This is a genomic window from Novosphingobium lindaniclasticum LE124 (assembly GCF_000445125.1).
Lineage (GTDB): Bacteria > Pseudomonadota > Alphaproteobacteria > Sphingomonadales > Sphingomonadaceae > Novosphingobium > Novosphingobium lindaniclasticum.
This window is the reverse complement of sequence record NZ_ATHL01000056.1, coordinates 1-17,796: the sequence shown is the minus strand read 5'-3', so window position 1 is coordinate 17,796 and position 17,796 is coordinate 1. Positions and strand designations below refer to the sequence as shown.

The 17,796-nt window shown below is 66.9% G+C and carries 13 protein-coding genes and 3 pseudogenes; 8 read left to right on the top strand and 8 right to left on the bottom strand.

Going from position 1 to position 17,796, the window contains the following annotated elements; translation table 11 throughout:
• The first annotated feature begins 272 nt into the window (after positions 1-272).
• From L284_RS32975 to L284_RS32950, 6 genes are all read left to right on the top strand, one after another.
• Entirely contained in the window at positions 273-1,304 is a 1,032-nt protein-coding gene (locus L284_RS32975; RefSeq protein ID WP_021233582.1) for a 2-oxoadipate dioxygenase/decarboxylase family protein, read from the top strand.
• Positions 1,301-2,716 (top strand): succinylglutamate-semialdehyde dehydrogenase, encoded by a 1,416-nt coding sequence (astD, locus tag L284_RS32970; protein ID WP_021233581.1) that lies wholly within the window; start codon positions 1,301-1,303, stop codon positions 2,714-2,716. Before L284_RS32975 ends, astD begins: the two co-directional genes overlap by 4 nt.
• Positions 2,716-3,924 carry a hydrolase gene (locus L284_RS32965; protein WP_021233580.1) on the top strand — a complete coding sequence of 403 codons (1,209 nt, stop codon included), beginning with the start codon at positions 2,716-2,718 and terminating at the stop codon, positions 3,922-3,924. The genes astD and L284_RS32965 overlap by 1 nt, the downstream gene beginning before the upstream one ends.
• Complete coding sequence (locus L284_RS32960) at positions 3,921-4,940, top strand: arginine N-succinyltransferase (RefSeq protein ID WP_021233579.1); 1,020 nt, start codon at positions 3,921-3,923, stop codon at positions 4,938-4,940. Before L284_RS32965 ends, L284_RS32960 begins: the two co-directional genes overlap by 4 nt.
• 134 nt (positions 4,941-5,074) lie before the next feature.
• Positions 5,075-5,776 (top strand): HAD family hydrolase, encoded by a 702-nt coding sequence (locus L284_RS32955; RefSeq protein WP_021233578.1) that lies wholly within the window; start codon positions 5,075-5,077, stop codon positions 5,774-5,776.
• A gap of 205 nt (positions 5,777-5,981) precedes the next feature.
• Entirely contained in the window at positions 5,982-6,182 is a 201-nt protein-coding gene (locus L284_RS32950; protein ID WP_021233577.1) for a hypothetical protein, read from the top strand.
• Between the two features lie 9 nt (positions 6,183-6,191).
• Here L284_RS32950 and maiA read toward each other — a convergent pair whose 3' ends face one another.
• The 4 genes from maiA to phhA form a co-directional block, all read right to left on the bottom strand.
• A complete protein-coding gene (gene maiA / locus L284_RS32945) occupies positions 6,192-6,824 on the bottom strand; it encodes a maleylacetoacetate isomerase (protein ID WP_021233576.1) in 633 nt (210 codons plus the stop codon).
• Positions 6,825-6,828: 4 nt separating this feature from the next.
• On the bottom strand, positions 6,829-7,419 hold the full coding sequence (locus L284_RS32940; protein WP_021233575.1) for a VOC family protein: 591 nt from the start codon (positions 7,417-7,419) through the stop codon (positions 6,829-6,831).
• Positions 7,420-7,481: 62 nt separating this feature from the next.
• Entirely contained in the window at positions 7,482-8,582 is a 1,101-nt protein-coding gene (hppD, locus tag L284_RS32935; RefSeq protein WP_021233574.1) for a 4-hydroxyphenylpyruvate dioxygenase, read from the bottom strand.
• Positions 8,579-9,436, bottom strand: coding sequence for a phenylalanine 4-monooxygenase (gene phhA, locus L284_RS32930; RefSeq protein ID WP_021233573.1), 858 nt, complete (start codon positions 9,434-9,436; stop codon positions 8,579-8,581). The genes hppD and phhA overlap by 4 nt, the downstream gene beginning before the upstream one ends.
• A gap of 107 nt (positions 9,437-9,543) precedes the next feature.
• On the opposite strand from phhA, the gene L284_RS32925 reads away from it, so the two are divergent.
• A complete protein-coding gene (locus tag L284_RS32925) occupies positions 9,544-10,005 on the top strand; it encodes an Lrp/AsnC family transcriptional regulator (protein ID WP_021233572.1) in 462 nt (153 codons plus the stop codon).
• A gap of 134 nt (positions 10,006-10,139) precedes the next feature.
• On the opposite strand, the pseudogene L284_RS0123970 reads toward L284_RS32925, so the two are convergent.
• The 4 genes and pseudogenes from L284_RS0123970 to linA form a co-directional block, all read right to left on the bottom strand.
• Positions 10,140-13,262, bottom strand: a pseudogene (locus tag L284_RS0123970) (NAD-glutamate dehydrogenase domain-containing protein); the annotation flags it as partial.
• A gap of 17 nt (positions 13,263-13,279) precedes the next feature.
• Positions 13,280-13,948 (bottom strand): annotated as a pseudogene (linD, locus tag L284_RS32920) (2,5-dichlorohydroquinone reductive dechlorinase); the annotation flags it as partial.
• A 158-nt stretch (positions 13,949-14,106) separates the two neighbouring features.
• Complete coding sequence (locus L284_RS0123955; protein WP_031341862.1) at positions 14,107-15,660, bottom strand: NAD-glutamate dehydrogenase domain-containing protein; 1,554 nt, start codon at positions 15,658-15,660, stop codon at positions 14,107-14,109.
• Positions 15,651-16,034 (bottom strand): annotated as a pseudogene (linA, locus tag L284_RS47270) (hexachlorocyclohexane dehydrochlorinase); the annotation flags it as partial. The gene L284_RS0123955 and the pseudogene linA, both read right to left, overlap by 10 nt.
• 642 nt (positions 16,035-16,676) lie before the next feature.
• On the opposite strand from linA, the gene L284_RS32915 reads away from it, so the two are divergent.
• On the top strand, positions 16,677-17,750 hold the full coding sequence (locus tag L284_RS32915) for a LacI family DNA-binding transcriptional regulator (protein WP_021233570.1): 1,074 nt from the start codon (positions 16,677-16,679) through the stop codon (positions 17,748-17,750).
• The last annotated feature ends 46 nt before the right edge of the window (positions 17,751-17,796 follow it).

Below are 17,796 nucleotides of genomic sequence, written 5' to 3'. Positions count from 1 at the left end.
GATGGTGGAAGAATGCTCGCTTAAAGCCTGAGCTTGCCCGGAGTTTCCCGCTGCACTGCAAAAAATTCGACATAACGCGGCAAGCTGCCCGTCACAGACGGCGCGCGGAGGGCGGAATTGTCGCATGTTCACTTTTGTGCGGTTGCGAATCGCCCGCGAGTCGCGGCTTTTTAGTATAGACAAATGGCCATCGCGGCATTCACCGGCATGGACTTGCCCCCGGTGCTTTTCTATGTCGTTGCAACGCGCAAACAGAATACGACGGGAACACGATGCCTTCCGACTCCGAGCTTCTTGCGAATCGCGACGATACCCTGTTCCGGCTGCTTTCCGCCGCGGTGGGCGACCGTACCGCCGCCTCCACCCTCGCCGTCCTCACTATCGACCCCGCCTTGTCCGGAAGCGGCCAGCCGGTTTCCCGCGCGCAAGTGGCCATGGCGCTCAACGCCGCGCTCTTCGCCGATCTGCTGGAGCGCGTGCCCACCGCCGCCCGCTACGTCGATTCCGTCCGGGAAGCCGGCGAGACGATCGCTTTCGACCACGGTGCCCTGCGCACGATCGACGGCGAAACCGGCGCCCTGCCGCGCGGGCACGAGGGCTTCGGCCGCTTCCTGAGGCCGCTCGGCTACGAAGTGGGCGGGCTCTATCCGCTGCCCCGGCTGAAGATGACCGGCCGTGCCTACGTCCAGCGCGACCTGCCGGAAACGGTGCCGCAGTTCTTCGTCTCCGAACTGCACGTCGACCAGCTTTCCGAAGCGGCGCAGGCTGCCTGCGCCACTGTCTTCGGTACGTCCGCCGATCCGCTCGGCGAAGCGGAAATCGCTGCGCTCGCGGTGCTTTCGGCCGAAGGCGCCTGCGGGTTCGAACAGGCCGTGACCGCGCTCAAGGGCGCGCTCGCCTGCTTCGGCCGCCAGCACGAGCCGCCGGCGCTTTCCGACTACGAAGTGCTTCTGAGCGAAACCAAGGAAGGCGCCTGGATCGCCACCGAAGGAAATGCCTTCAACCACGCCACCACCCGCACCGACAATGTCGTGGCCCTGGCCGAGGAACTGAAGGCGGACGGCTATCCGATGAAGCCCTCGGTCGAAGTGTCGCAGAACGGCCGCGTGCGCCAGACCGCGATCCTGGCCGACAAGGTCGTGCGCCCCTTCCGCGAGGCCGATGGCGCCGAAGTTCCGCTGCCGGTGCCGGGCTCTTTCTACGAATTCATTACCCGCGACATCGATCCGGAGACCGGCAGGCTCGATCTCACTTTCGATTCGGGCAATGCCACCGGCATCTTCGCGGTGACGAGGAACGCATGACCTTGCTCCAATCGTTCGATCCGGCCAGCGGCGCGCTGGTCTGGGAAGGCGAAGCGGCCGATGCCGCCGCCGTCGATGCCGCCCTGGCCCGCGCCCATGCGGCGTTCCCGGCCTGGGCCGCCCTTCCCGTCTCCGCACGCGTGGAATTGGTCCAGCGCTACAAGGCGGTCCTCGAAGCCGGCAAGGACGCCATGGCCGAGACGATCTCGCGAGAGACCGGCAAGCCCCTCTGGGAGACGCGCACCGAAATCGCCTCGATGATCGGCAAAGTAGGCATCTCGATCGCCGCGCAGGCCGAGCGCGCAGGCGAAAAGCGGCAGGACATGCCGTTCGGGCAAGCCGTGCTGCGCCACCGCCCGCATGGCGTGATGGCGGTGCTGGGTCCGTTCAACTTCCCCGGCCACCTGCCCAACGGACACATCGTCCCGGCCCTGCTCGCGGGCAACACCGTGGTGTTCAAACCTTCCGAGATGACCCCGGCAACCGGCCAGGCCATGGCCGATGCCTGGGTCCAGGCCGGTCTTCCAGAGGGCGTGTTCCAGATCGTCCACGGCGCCCGCGCCACCGGCGAGGCGCTGGTGGCCGGGCACATCGACGGCTTGCTGTTCACCGGCTCGGCAGGCGCCGGCGCGCATTTCCGGCGGATCTTCGCCAATCGCCCCGACGTGATCCTGGCTCTCGAACTGGGCGGCAACAACCCGCTGGTCGTATGGGACGGCGATGTGGACGAGGCCGCCTCGGTGGTCGTGCAGTCCAGCTTCATCACCACTGGCCAACGCTGCTCCTGCGCGCGGCGACTGATCATGCCGGACAGTGCCTTCGGCACCGCGCTCGTCGACGCCGTGGCCGCCCTGGCGGACCGCGTGACCATCGGCGAATGGCACGAGACGCCCGAGCCCTGGTTCGGCCCGCTGATCTCGGATCGGGCTGCCGAGGCCGCCAAGGCGCGCTTCGCGGACCTCGCGGCGCAGGGTGCCACCGTCATCCGCGCCTTCACCGGTGTGGAAGGCCGCAGCGGCGCCTTCGTCACCCCCGGCGTTCTCGACGTAACCGGCCTGGACGTGCCCGATGAGGAGATTTTCGCCCCGATCGTCCAGATTACCCGCGTTCCCGATTTCGATGCCGCCATCGCCGCCGCGAACGCCACCCGCTTCGGCCTGTCGGCGGGCCTCGTCAGCGGCGACGACGCGCTATGGGATCGCTTCGTGCTGGAGAGCCGCGCGGGCGTGGTCAACCGCAACCGCCCGACCACCGGGGCGGCGGGATCGATGCCCTTCGGCGGGCTTGGCGACAGCGGCAACCACCGCCCAAGCGCCTACTACGCCGCCGATTACTGCGCCTATCCGGTCGCCAGCTTCGAGGCGGCCGACGTGGCCGGCAACAGCGGCGCGCTCTCCGGCAAGCTGCGTTGATGACAGGGCTGACGAGCGAGGAACGCGATCTTCTTGCGCCGGTAGAGCGGGCCACGATCCTCGCGCGGACGCTAGACTGGGCGGCGATCAACAGCGGCACCGGCCATATCGAGGGGCTGGCGGCGATGGCCCGGCAGCTGGCAGAGGCCTTTGCCGTCCTGCCGGGCGAAGTCAGGCTGGTCGATCCCGCCCCGGTCGACAAAGTCGACAGCCAGGGCCATGCCCGCGAGGTCGTCCACGGGCGTCATCTGGTGCTCTCGGTGCGGCCCCAGGCCCAGCGCCGGGTGATCCTTACCGGGCACATGGACACCGTCTACCCCGCCGACCACCCCTTCCAGACGTGCCGATGGCTCGACGAGAACCGGCTCAACGGCCCCGGCACGGCGGATATGAAGGGCGGTCTCTCGCTCATGCTGGCGGGGCTCGCGGCCTATGAGCGCTCCGGTGCGACGCTGGGCTACGATGTGCTGATCAACAGCGACGAGGAAACCGGCTCGCTCTCCTCCGCCGCGCTGATCGCGGAGCTGGCGCAAGGCAAGCTGGCCGCGCTGACGTACGAACCGGCGCTGCCCGGAGGGCAGATGGCGCGGGCACGCCCCGGATCGGGCAATTACGCCGTCGTCGTCCACGGCCGCGCCGCCCATGCCGGACGCAATCCCGAGGAAGGCCGCAACGCCGTGCTCGCCGCCGGTGACCTCGCCCTGCGCCTCGCCGCGATGCGCCGCCCCGGCCTCTCGGTGAATCCCGCCCGGATCGAGGGCGGCGCGCCCAACAATACCGTGCCGGACCTGGCCATCCTGCACTTCAACATGCGCCCCGCCACACCCGAACTGGCCGCCGAGGCGCAAGCGGATATCAGGACCGCGGTCGCCGAAGTTTCTGCCGCGCATGACGTCCACATGCATGTCCACGGCCATGTCTCGCGCCCGCCCAAGGCGATCTCGGCAGGGACCGAGGCGCTCTATGGCATGGTCAGCAAGGCCGCCGCCGACCTCGGCCAGCCGATGAGCTGGAAGGACACTGGCGGCGTCTGCGACGGCAACAACATCGCCGCCTGCGGCATACCCGTGCTCGACACCATGGGCGCGCTGGGCGGCTCCATCCACTCGCCCGACGAATTCCTGCTGGCCGATTCCCTCGACGCCCGCGCCCGCCTAACCGCCCTCGTCCTCCGCAGACTGGACCGCCACGGAGTTCTGCCCGCATGACGTTTCTCCTGCGCACCGCCCAGGAAAAGGACCTCGAAGCGCTCTACCGCATGGCGAAGGGCACCGGCGGCGGCTTCACCAACCTGCCGCCCGACAAGCCCACCCTCGAAGCCAAGCTGACGCGCACGGCCAAGAGCTTCGCGCGCGACGGCGACGAGATCGCCAACGACCTCTTCGTGTTCATCCTCGAAGACACCGAGACCGGCAAAGTGCGCGGCACCTGCCAGGCTTTCTCGCAAGTGGGCACCGAGTTTCCGTTCTACTCCTACCGCCTCGGCCGGATCACCCAGCATTCCAAGGAGTTGGACCGCACCTTCCGCGCGGAAATGCTGACGCTCTGCACCGATCTCGACGGCGCCAGCGAAGTGGGCGGGCTCTATCTGGACGCCACCGAGCGCTCGGCCGGCGTGGGCAAGCTGCTGGCGCGCAGCCGCTACCTTTTCATCAAGATGCACCGAGCGCGCTTCGGCGAGACCACTCTGGCCGAACTGCGCGGCGCCATCGACGATGCCGGAAACTCGCCGTTCTGGGACGGCCTGGCCGGGCGCTTCTTCGACATGAGCTTCCGCGATGCGGACGAGTTCAACGCCAAGCACGGCAACCAGTTCATCGCCGACCTCATGCCCAAGCACCCGATCTACTGCGCGCTGCTGTCCGAAGCGGCGCGGCAGGTGATGGGCCAGCCGCACTATTCCGGCCGCCCGGCGATGCGCATGCTGGAAAACGAGAACTTTTCGTTCCAGAACTACGTCGACATCTTCGATGCCGGACCGACGATGATCGCCAGGACCGACCAGATCCGCACCGTTCAGCAGGCCCGCAGCGCCGAGATCACGGGAATCGCGGATGCCGACGACGCGGAAGCCAGCCACCTCGTCGCCGCCGGGCGCCTGGCGGATTTCCGGGCCTGTCTCGGGAAGGTCGATGCTGCCGATGGCGGCGTGACGCTGGATGCGGCGGCGGCGGCGCTGCTGGGCGTGGGGCCGGGGGATGTCGTGACGTACGCCAGCGCGTGAGTGGTGAGTGGTCGTTATCCCGGATCAAGTCCGGGACGACGTCTCCCCCTCATCCTCATCCTCACGACGTTTACTGCAACCATCCCTTCGCCTTTTGCATTGGTTCCACCATCACCAGCGCTCATATTGGAACCATGACCACGCTCCCCGCAACGCTCCGCTCCTCCGCCCTGCCCGATCCGATCCGCGCGGCGATCTTCGACATGGACGGGACGCTGCTCGATACCGAGGCCGTCCATGGGCGCGCTTTCGCCGCCACGGGCGAGGCCATGGGCTATCCGCTTCCGCTGGACCTGCGCGAAGCGGTGGTCGGTGTCCATCGCGATGGCTCGCGCCGCCTGATGGCCGAGCACATGGGCCCGGACTTCCCGCTCGACCGCTTTTTCGACGAGAGCGACGTGACCTTCGCCGCCATGCTCGAAGCCGGTATTCCGCTGCGGCCCGGCGCGGAAGTGATCCTGGAGCATTTCGCCAAGGCAGGCGTGCCGATGGCCATCGCCACATCCTCCGAGGCGCCTTATGCGCAGCAGAAGCTCGAAAGGGCCGGACTGCTGCACTATTTCGATGTCGTCGTCACTCGCAGCGATGTGCGGGAAGGCAAGCCGCATCCGGAGCCCTACCTGCTCGCCGCCAGCCGCCTCGGGGTCGATCCTGCCGATTGCGTTGCCATCGAGGACAGCCCGGTGGGCGTGCGCTCGGCCACGGCGGCGGGGATCGCCACCGTCATGGTGCCCGACCTGCTGCCCGCCACCGAGGAACAGACGCTGGTCTGCGCGCAAGTGCTGCCGAGCCTGGAAGCACTGCGCGATCTGCTGCTGGCGCCTGCGGAGGGCTGAGGCCAGTTGAACTTGGCCGTCGTCCCGGACTTGATCCGGGACCGCTGGCCGAGAACGGCCCGTCTGTCGGCGAGGCGCTTTACTGCGCGCGGGCGCGTGAAGAATCGCCAGCGGTCCGGATCAAGTCCGGGACGACGCATTGCTCCGGGTATAGCTCTCCTCACCCGCTGGACCGCCATGGCGTGACCTGGCTACGGGCGGGCGGATGAGCATCATCGCCACCATCATGAATTCGACCACCGGCCAGCCCATCCAGAAGATGACCTTCGGCCGCATGCCCAAGCCCTGGGCCAGCTTCAACCTCGCCAGCGGCGAACTCGTCACTGCCGACCGCGTCCATGTCGGCAAGCCCGCGCCCGGAAAGTTCGTGGCGCCGGTGGAAGTCTGGGTCACGCCGAAAGCCTGACCCGCCGCTTCAATTCCTGTCCGGCTGATTGTCGGGATGCGCCGCGACGAACGCGGGATGCTCCCGGCAGGCCGCCTCGATCCGGATCACGTGCGGATAGCTGCCGAGATCGCAGGAAAACCGCCGCGCATTGTATAGCTGCGGCATCAGCACACATTCGAACAGGCCGGGCGCGTCGAACAGATAATTCCCCGCGCCCCGCCTCGCCAGCCGCGCCTCCACGCCCTCGAAAGTGCGGGCGATCCAGTGGCGATACCAGGCGTCCACTTCCGCCTGCGCATGGCCGAGATCATGCTTCAGGTATTGCAGCACCGGCAGGTTGAGCGGCGCATGCAGCTCGGTGGCGATGGCCATGGCCAGTTCGCGCGAGGCGAAGCGGCCCTCGACATCGCGGGGAAGCAGCGGCCGATCGGGAAAGCTCTCGTCGAGCCACTCCAGGATCGCCATCGACTGCGCGTAGACGCGCCCGTCGATCTCCAGCGCCGGAACACCGCCGTAGGGGTTTAGGCGGCGATATTCCGCGGAGCGCTGCTCCCCGTCGAGCAGGTTGACGGCGACCTGCTCGTATTCAAGTCCTTTGAGACCCAGCGCGATGCGCAAGCGGTAGCTTGTGGAGCTGCGCCAGTAGCCATGGAGCTTCACGCTCTCAGGTCTCCGCAGCGATCTTCTCGTGCAGCCAGGCGGCGTGGCGCGGCGCCTTCTTGGTGCGCGACCATTCTTCCAGCATGTCCTCGGCCACGGCCTTGAGCTGCGCCATCTGGCCGGAGGTGCCGAACTGCCACGCCAGTTCCAGGCGGTGGCCGTTGGGATCGAAGAAGTAGATCGACTTGAACACGCCGTGATGGACCGGGCCGACCACCGTAAGCCCGCGCGCCTCGGCGCGCTCCTTGGCGGATAGCAGGCCTTCCTCGCTCTCCACCTTGAAGGCGATGTGCTGGACCCAGGCGGGCGTAGCCTCGTCCCGCCCCATGTCGGGCGCGTTGGGCAGTTCGAAGAAGGCCAGCACGTTGCCGCCGCCGCAATCGAGGAAGACGTGCATGTAGGGGTCGGGCGCGCCGGTGGACGGCACTTTGTCCTCGGCGATGGCCAGCATGAAGTCCATGCCCATCACGTCGCGGTAGAAGTCCACCGTCTCCCTGGCGTCCCGGCACCGGTAGGCGACGTGGTGAATTCCGCCCAATTTCGGAGCCGGGTTCGGAACGGCCGCAGGTGCCTTGCCAGTCGTCGTCTCAGTCATCGTCAATCTCCCGGAAATCGGGGGCAGACCTGCGTGGGCCTGCCCCTCTCTCCCAACCTCGTCTATTCGGCGGGCTCATCCACCTTCAACACCCCGCGCCGGATCTGGTCGCGTTCCATGCTTTCGAACAGCGCCTTGAAGTTGCCGTTGCCGAAGCCGTCGTCGCCCTTGCGCTGGATGAATTCGAAGAACACCGGCCCCACCCGCGCTTCCGCGAAGATCTGGAGGAGCAGGCGAGGCTGCCCTTCCCCGGTCGTGCCGTCGAGCAGGATGCCGCGCATCTTCAGTTCCTCAGCCGGTTCGCCATGACCGGGAAGGCGCTCGTCGAGCATCTCGTAGTAAGTCTCCGGCGGGGCGGTCATGAACGGCACGCCAAGCGCCTTGAGCTTGTCCCAGGCGCCGATCAGATCGTCGCAGATCAAGGCGATATGCTGGATGCCCTCGCCGTTGAAGGCGCGCAGGAACTCGTCGATCTGGCCCTTTCCACCCTCGGCTTCCTCGTTGAGCGGGATGCGGATCTTGCCGTCCGGCGCGGTGAGGGCCTTGGAGGTGAGGCCGGTATATTCGCCCTTGATGTCGAAATAGCGGATCTCGCGGAAGTTGAAGAGCTTCTCGTAGTAGTCCGCCCAATAGGCCATGCGGCCGCCGTAGACGTTGTGGGTCAGGTGGTCGATCAGGTCGAAGCCCGCCCCCACCGGGTGGCGGTCTACACCCGGCAGGTATTCGAAGTCGATGTCGTAGATCGACAGGGCGCCGTCTCCGTTCCGCTCGTAACGGTCGATCAGGTAGATGATCGAGTTGCCGATGCCGCGAATGCCGGGAAGGTGCAGCTCCATCGGGCCGGTCGCGACCTGCACCGGCTCCGCCGAGCGGGCGAGCAGTTCGGCATAGGCCGCGCGTGCATCCCGCACGCGGAAACCCATGCCGCAGGCCGAAGGGCCGTGCTCGCGGCTGAAGAACCAGGCCGGGCTGTGCGGCTCGTAATTGGTGATGAAGTTGATCCCGCCCTGCCGCCAGAGTTCCACGTCCTTCGAGCGGTGACGGGCGATCCGGGTGAACCCCATGGCCTCGAACACCGGCTCCAGCACGCCCTTCTCCGGCGCCGAGAACTCGACGAACTCGAAGCCGTCGAGGCCGATGGGGTTGTCGAAAAGGTCGGTCATGAAGTCAGTTCTCCCAAGGGGGTTTCGCCGGGAAGCACCTCTCCGGCGGGAATGGGCGGCGCCGTGCGCCAGGTTTCATAGACGGGGCCGAAATCCAGCGAGACGAGGTCCTCGATTAGCTGAGGCAGGCTTTCGAGGACGAAGTAGGTCTTCTGGAACGAGTCGATCTTGTAGCCGGTGCGCATCACCCGGACGGCCTCGAACGGCAGGCGCAGCACTGTGTCGTCCTCGATCGAATAGTGCGTCTCACCCGAAGAGGAGATGATCCCGGCCCCGAAGACCTTCAGCCCGCCATCTTCCCGCACCAGCCCGAACTCGATGGTGTACCAGTAGATCCGCGCCAGCATGTCGAGCGCGTCCATCGCCATGGCCCGTGCGCCGGCCTGACCGTAAAGTTCCAGGAAATCGGCGATGGTGGGGTCGAGCAGCATCGGCACATGGCCGAAGAAGTCATGGAAGATGTCCGGCTCGACGAGATAGTCCAGCTCGTGTTCCTCACGCAGCCAGCGCGTGACCGGAAAGCGGCGATGCGCCAGGTGGTCGAAGAAGATCGCGTCGGGAATGAAGCCCGGTACGCCGATGAGCCGCCAGCCCGTGGCGGCGCTGAGGATGGCGTTGGCATCCTCGAACCGCGGAATGCCGGCGGCACAATCCAGGCGGGCAAGGCCCTCGCGAAATGCAGCGCAGGCATGAGTCTCCACCAGCCCGGACTGGCGCGCATAGAGCCGGCGCCAGCGCTCATGCATCTCCGGGGTGTAGCCGTGCCAGTCCTGCGCGACCGTATAGTCGTCGGCAGCCGTGTCGTACTCTCCCCGAAGCCCGCTCGTGGATGTTTCGGTAGAGGGCTTCTTCATTCGAGGGAGATTATCACAGCTCAGGCGCTGGATTCATGCGATTGCATGCATCTTCAGCGCCGTTATGAGTGGTTTCAACCAGGAACCATCCTTGAGTCAGGCGATTCATGCAGCTCGACCTCTTTGACCGAAAGATCATCGCCGCGTTGCAGGAAGACGCGCGCATGCCGGTGGCGCAAGTCGCCGAACGCACCGCCTTGTCCGCCACGCCGGTCAGCCGCCGTATCAAGCGCCTGGAGGATGACGGCGTGGTCATCGGCTATGCGCCGGTACTCGATCCGCGCAAGCTGGGCTTCGAACTGGAGGCCTATGTCCTCATCAACCTCAACGCCCATATCGACGAGAACATCACCCGCTTCGAACAGGCGATCCGCGACAATCCCTATGTGATCGCCTGCCATGCGGTGACGGGAGACATGGACTACATCGTCCACATCATCGCCCGGGACGTGGAGCATCTCTCGCAGATCACGCTGAAGACGCTGGTGCGTATCCCCGGCGTTCGCGACGTAAAGTCGAGCATCGTGCTGGAAGCCATCAAGGAACAGCGCGCGCTGCCGCTGGAATAGGGCACTGGCGGTGCTCCCACGCACGCGTCATCCTGAACCTGTTTCAGGATGACGTTGGTGCTTGCGCGAGTATTCCGCGCGGCAGGCGAGAACCCAGGTTAGGGCTGCAGGGGTGGTAAACCCCTGCTCTCCCCTTACCGCCCGAGCAGGTTCCGCGCCTGGCTGGCGATCTGCGCCAGCATGGCCGGGCTCAGCGGTGCGGTGTTCTCGGCGCGCTGGACCATCGAGCGGAAAGTCTGGATCGCGGCGATGTGCGCGCGGCCCCATTCCTCGGCGGCGGCGGCCGGGTCCGACTTGCCGGACTTGGTGGCTGCGAGGCGCTTGAGGAAGTCCAGCCGCATCTGCTGGAAATCGCGCGCGAGGCCGGCGACGAGCAGGCGCTCCCACGGATCGGACGGGTTCATGATCGTCGCGCTGGCCTGGGCCCAGTCGAGGCCGAGGCCTGCGCCGATGCGGGTGAAGGCCCCCACCAGCTGGCGCGGATCGATCCCGGTGTCGGCGGCCAGCGCGGCGATGCCCACGGCACCGTCGAGGTCGTAGAGGTTGGCGACCATGCCTGCCTCTCCCTCGGGCGCGCCGAGTTCGAGAAGGCCGCTGCGCAACTTGCGCGAATGTACGGCCACGCGTTCGCCCAGCAGTTCATGCGTGTCCACCGAAAGCGCCGCGACCGGCTTGCCGATCCGGGCCAGCACTTCGGAAGGCGCCGCCTGTCCCGCACCGGCGCGCAGCAGGTCGGCCATGTGGCTCCGCACGACGCTGGCCGTGCGGTCGAACAGGGCGATGCGCGCGTCCTCGCTCATCGGCGCGACTTCAAGGCGCTCCCACAGTGCATCGAGGTCGAAGAGCCGCACCGCCAGCGCGAAGGCGGCAGCGACATGGGCCAGGTCGGCGCCTTCTTCCTCGGCCAGTTCGAAGGGATGGACGATGCCGAGGCGGTTGACCACGCGGTTCGCCAGCTTGGTGGCGATGATCTCGCCCGCCAGACGGTGCCCTTCGATGAAGCGCGCGTACTTCGCCTGCATCGGCTGCGGGAAGGCCGCCAGCAGCATGGGCTGGAGCGTGGCGTCGGCGGCGAGGTCGGAAGCCTCGATCGCGGCCTGGAGCACCAGCTTGCCGCTCGACAGCAGCACCGCCAGTTCGGGCCGGGTGAGCCCGCGACCATCCTGCGCCCGGCGCCCCAGCGACTCGTTGTCGGCCAGGCCCTCGGTCTTGCGGTCGAGGTTGCCGCCTTCCTCCAGCGTCTCGATCAGGCGGACGTGCGAGGGCATGGCGCTGGCCCCGCCGCGCTCGGCGATGGAGAGCGCCAAGGCCTGGAGGCGGTTGTCCTCCAGCACCAGCTCGGCCACTTCGTCGGTCATCTCGCGCAGGAGTTCGACGCGCTCTTCCTCGGTGAGCTTGTCGGCCCGCTTGGCGGCAGCCAGCGCGATCTTGATGTTGACCTCGTTGTCCGAACAGTCGACGCCGGCCGAATTGTCGATGAAGTCGGTGTTGATGCGCCCGCCGCGTGCCGCGAACTCGATGCGCGCGGCCTGGGTGACGCCGAGGTTCGCGCCCTCCCCGATGACGCGGACCCGCAGCTCGTTGGCGCTGACGCGCAGCGCGTCGTTGGCCGGGTCGCCCACGGTCGCGTTGTTCTCGGCCGAAGACTTTACGTAAGTGCCGATGCCGCCGAACCAGAGCAGGTCCACCGGCGCCCAGAGGATCGCGGAGATCAGCGATTCGGGGTCCAGTTCGTTCGCCTCGATGCCCAGCGCGGCCTTCACTTCGGGCGTCAGCACGATTGACTTGGACTTGCGCGAGAACACCCCGCCGCCCGGCGAGATCAGGCTCTTGTCGTAGTCGTCCCAGCTCGAATGCGGCAGGTCGAACATGCGCTTGCGTTCGGCCCAGCTTTTCGCCGCGTCGGGATCGGGGTCGAGGAAGATGTGGCGGTGGTCGAAGGCGGCCAGCAGCTTCAGGGACTTCGAAAGCAGCATGCCGTTGCCGAAAACGTCGCCCGACATGTCGCCGCAACCGATCACGCGGACCGGATCGTTCTGCACGTCCACGCCCATTTCCAGGAAATGGCGCTGCACCGAGAGCCAGGCTCCGCGCGCGGTGATGCCCATGGCCTTGTGGTCGTAGCCGTTGGAGCCGCCGCTGGCGAAAGCGTCGTCCAGCCAGAAGTCGCGCGATTCGGCGATGCCGTTGGCGACGTCGGAGAACTTGGCCGTGCCCTTGTCGGCCGCGACCACGAAGTAAGGGTCTTCGCCGTCGAGGATCACCACGGCCTCGGGATGGACCACCTTGTCCGCCACGATGTTGTCGGTGATGGACAGCAGCGTGCCGATGAAGATCTCGTAGCTTGCCTGCCCTTCGGCCGCCCAACCGGCCCGATCGAGCGCCGCATCGGGAAGCTGCTTGGGATAGAAGCCGCCCTTCGCGCCGGTCGGCACGATCACCGCGTTCTTCACGCGCTGCGCCTTCATCAGGCCCAGGATCTCGGTGCGATAGTCGTCGCGGCGGTCCGACCAGCGCAGGCCCCCGCGCGCGACAGGCCCTGCACGCAAGTGGATGCCTTCCACGCGGCGCGAATAGACGAAGATCTCGCGCCAGGGCAGCGGCTTGGGCAGGCCGGGCACCATCGCGGAATCGAACTTGAAGGCCAGCGCCGTCTCACCGGCGGGCGCGAAGGCGTTGGTGCGCAGCATCGCCGCCACCACGTCGCGGAAGGCGCGCAGCACGCGGTCGTCGTTGATCGCGCTGACTTCGGCCAGGCCGGCGCGGATCGCTTCCTGCGCCTGCGCCTTGGCCTGCGCCCGGTCGCCCTTGAAGGCGGGATCGTGGATGGCGCGGAACAGGTCGACGATTCCCAGCGTCACCGCCGGCGCTCCCAGCAGGGCATCGACCACGGTGCCGATGCCGAAGTGCATGCCCGCCTGGCGCAAGTAGCGATACCAGGCGCGCAGCCAGTTGGCGTCGCGCTTGGAGAGGCCCAGGCCGGGGACCAGGCGGTTGAAGGGATCGTTCTCGCCCTGGTTGTTGAGCACGCCCGCCAAAGCGTCCTCGATCATCGGCGCCAGCTTCAGCACTTCGCGCGCGTCGCCGCCGGTCGGCAGGGCCAGGGTGAAGTCGTGGATCGTGCCGATGCGGCCCTTGTCCAGCGGGGTGGGCATTTCCGCGAGCACGCGGAAGCCGAAGTTCTCCAGCGCGGGGACGGCGTCGGACAGCGGCAGGCTGCCTTCGGCCTGGTAGATCTTGAGGTGAAGCTGGTGCGCCTCGCCGGAATCGTTCCGGCCCAGAACAGGTCGGCGAGCGTGAAGCGGTCGCCGAACAGCCAAGGTCCGGTGGACGCCCCGAGGTCGCGATCGAGATCGGTAACCAGCTGCTCCGCCTTCGAGATGGCGGTCCGCATTTGCGGCTCGTTGATGACGAACGAGGCGGCGGCTTCCTCCTTCACAATCTTGTGTTGGTAGGCTTCGAGGAGAAGCGGGTCGCCGTCCGCGAGCGGGATATTGCGGCGCACGGCGTCGATCTTGTGTGCGTGGATGCCGGGCATGACCGCCTGCATGCTTTCGGGCCGACGATCACCGTCCGGATCGGCGCCGTAGAGCAGGGCTACATGGGGCGTCGTGTCAGCGAGCTGGACCTGCTTGAGCACAGCCTCCCGTATGTCGGCGGGCAGAAGATCGGTACCGCCGGACAAGGCGTCGCAGAGGTAGAGGCAGATTGCCTTGGAATCGGCGAGGATCCGGCCGGTCTCATGGTCGACGAGGGTCGGTACGACGAGCGGGTCGAACCCTTCGGAATCAACAGACGACTGCCCAGTGAACGAGCTGACAGGACGGTGCTTGGCTGCGGCTTCCGATCGCAACCGCAGCCGGACATATTGCGGACAATAATTCTCATTCTGCGGGGGAAGGATCGTCAACTCGTTGGAGCCGAAGGTCACGCCCTTCTCCATTAGGGTGCCGCGCACCTTTTGCGAGCAGACTGAGAACACGAAGTGGAACAGTTCGAACCGCGGTTCGACCGTCGCTTCGCGGCGAAGGAGGCTCGGTGACTGTCGATCCGGGCTAATCAGAGTCGATTGCTCAGGCTTGATAACCTCTTCACGGACTTTTAGAGCCGCACGCCGCGGCTGCCGCGCGCTTCGGTGCCCGCATCGCCGACGACCAGTCCGCGCATGTGCGCGATGTCGATCGCCGCCTCGGCCGGTCCGGAATCGCTACGGTAGGAGATCGGGAAGGCTTCGGCATAGCGCGTGGCGATGGCGGCGGCGCGGCCCGGTTCGAGCGACTGCGCCAGAGCGGCCTCGACAGCCTCGCCCCAGCCGCGCAGCATGACCTGCAAGCGGTGGTCGAGCGCTTCCTCGTCGAGCACTTGCGCGCCCTCGCGGATGTCCAGCGTGAAGCGCAGCATGGCCAGGTTGCCCGCCTCGACGCTGAGCGACCAGTCGAGCGTGGGCGCCTGCGCGGCTTCCTCGATCATGGTCTGGATGCGCTTGCGCATCTGCGTGGACAGCGTGTCGCGCGTGATCCAGACGAAGGCGAACAAGTGACGGGACAGCGGCGAGGTGGTGACCACCAGGCGCGGGCGCGGGCGATCGACGAGCCCGGTCATCGTCGTGGCCAGCCGCTCCACGTCCGCTTCGCCGAAACCTAGCACCAGGTCGTGCGGCAGGCTGGTCATGGCATGGGCCAGGGCCTTGCCGGTATGGCCGCCCGGATCGAAACCGAGCTTTCCGGCCAGGCCGGCCAGCAGGCGGCGCAGGCGTGGCACCCGGTCCGGCGCGACGGCCAGCGCGGCGCTCGTCCACATGCCCGCATGGACCGAAAGCGCGGCAAGCTTGTCCCCTTCGATCACCGGGACCAGGAAGAGGTCGAGCGGAACGCGGCGATGGACGCGGGCGATGACATTGGCCTTGATGACCATCGGCGCGCGCACTTCGCCTGCCGCCAATCGGGCATCGAAAGCTTCGAAGGCGCGCTGGTAGCTGGCGTCGGACAGCAGATCGCGGGCATCGCGCTTGCAGATGCCGAGCAGGTCGCCATGCGTGCCGTCGCGGCGGCGCGTGACATGGCCAAGCTGGGTCAGCATGCCACCGGCGAACCAGCGCAGCAGATCGGCACCTTCCCCATCGTCGATGCGGTCGGCATCGGCTTCCATCGCCTCAACCATCTTCGGCCAGTCCGCCACGGCGACGCGCACGTCGGCCAGCGTGGTTTCCAGGGCGGCGTGGAGGTCGCGGCGCTGGCGGGCGTCGGCGCGGTCGGTCTCGATGTAGATCATCGACTCGCGGTGAACCGTTGGCGACGCGTCTTCCGGAAGGGCGAGGATCCCGCCGGCGGCATCGCGCTCGACGCGGACCACCGGATGGACGAGGCGGTCGATGACGAGGCCCGCTTCGGCGATCACGGCCGCGACCGAGTCGACCAGGAACGGCATGTCGTCGTTGACGATCGCGATGCGCAAGTAGCGGCGCTCCTCGTTCACCGAGACGATGTCGATCACCGGCGCGCCGGGTGCGCGCTGCGCGGAGACCTCGAGCAGGACCGATGCGGCATCCTCCACCCAGGCGCCTTGGTCGGGCGCGTCGCCGGGCAGCAGCGAATCCCGGATGCGCGCGACGATCGCCGGCTGCAGCGCGGAAACCTTCCGGTCCGGCTTGTGCATGCGTTGCGCTTAGAGAACTTCCACACCCCGTCACGGCGCTCATACTCATCCGTGAAGACCGCAGCGATAAGAATCGACTGATTACCTTCGACGAGATTTCCAAGGAGAAGGACGTCGCCAATACCATTTACCTTGTCCGCGCTCACAAATTCCAAGCGCAGATTGGTTCCATAATGAATACATTCGTGAAACATTGGCCAGAGTACGTTATTGGCCAAATCGAGGGCGCCTTCCGGGCCCTTGTAGGTGCCGATTCCCTCAATGGTCCACTCTGCATCATCCCACCAAATAGAAGCGAGACGGCCCTCTTGGCGCTTGTCTACGGCAATGAGCTTGTCAGAGTAGAGGTCCTGAATCGCGGCCCGGCTTGCAAGAACGGGTCTTCGGGGCGGCGGTCAGATCCTCTGCGCTCATTGCATTCTCCCGCAAAACAGCGGCAGGAGGCATCGCAGGCGCCCGCTGCCGGACGACGAATATAGGACTGGTCCGGCGATCCGACACCCACCGCTTTCCCGTATCCTGGGAAAGGCGACAGCATCGGCCGGTCGGTACACTGTGGAAAGTGCAGCGACCCGGCTCGCGCGACCGGTCTTTCGACGCTCACCTGAGTTGTAACGCGATTTCTTCACTGCGCAACATTCGTTTAAGCGGGCGAAATTGAATAATTTGCACTTCGAGACTCCTGGGCCCGCGTTATCGCTCGCCTCGCCTGAACCATCTGATCGTCAGCAGCGCCTGCGCGCTTTCGGCGAGCATCGCGGAAGCCTTTTCAATATTTTAATCCGGTTTCCGATGTTCCTGGAGACGACATCCATGCCTTTGATATAGAAGCTGTTTCCTGCCCTAAGTCGGCGCCGCTCGCTGGTCTTCGTAGGCTGTGTCCGCTGGCGGGGGCGGGCGCGGCGCTTCTCGCCTCCAGCCCTGCGGCCCGCTTCGGGTAAGCAGGACTATCGAAGGGGCTTTCGTCTCCGCCGCGGGATCCGAACATTCAATCGGCCGGAACAAAGGGAAGTGGAATGGCGGATATCGACGATCGGACCCTGGACCCGACGCGGAAAGGCGAGCCGCGCGGCCCGGACGCCCGGCGGCACGTCCGAACCCTGGCCGATCTGGCGCGACTGGCCGGCGTGTCGGCGGGCACAGTCTCCCGCGCCCTGGCCGGCAAGACGCTGGTCAACGTGGAAACCCGCGATCGCATCCAGGCCCTCGCCCGCCATCACGGTTTCAAGCCGAACCAGATGGCCAGCAAGCTGCGCACCGGGCGGACGGGCGTGATCGGCGTGGTCATTCCCCTCGGCCAGGACAGGCGCGGGCAGATCTCCGATCCCCTCTTCCTCCGGCTGCTCGGCCATCTTGCCGATGAACTGGCCGAATGCGGCTACGACATCATGCTCAGCCGCGCCGCTCCCGACGGCACGGCGGACTGGCTGGAACGGATCAGCGGATCGGGCATGGTCGACGGGATCATCGTCATCGGCCAGTCCGACCAGGCCGACGTGATCGAGCAGGTCGCCCACGCCTATCGGCCGCTGGTGGTGTGGGGCCAGGGGCGCAGCGGCCAGACCCAGTGCACCGTCGGCACCGACAATGAACTGGGGGGCCGGATCGCCGTCGAACATCTGCTCGCCTCGGGCGCCCGCCACCTCGCCTTCCTCGGGCAGACCGGCGCGATCGAGGCTGCGGCTCGCTATCGCGGCGCCGCCGCCGCCGCCCAGAGCGCAGGCGCGCCTTTCGTCCACCTGCCGGTGGATCCGGCCGGCGAAGCGATGGGTCCGCAGATCGATCGGGCGCTGGCCGCAGCCGATCTGCCGATCGAGGGCATCGTCGCGGCATCCGATCTCGTCGCCATGGCGGCCCTGCGCATCCTCCACGAGCGGGGCCGCGCCGTGCCCGGCGACGTGCGGATCGTCGGCTTCGACGACCTGCCGTTCGCTGCCCAGACCACCCCGCCGCTGACCACCATCCGCCAGGAGATCGCGCAAGGCGCGCGGGCCCTGGTGGAGCGGCTGAAGGCGCGGATCGAAGGGCAGCCGACCCGGAGCCTGGCCATGCCGCCCCGGATCGTCGTGCGGCAGTCTACCCGAAGCTGAGCGGGCCGCCCTACCCCCTCCCTCTCTATCCCCCTCCCTCCGGCCC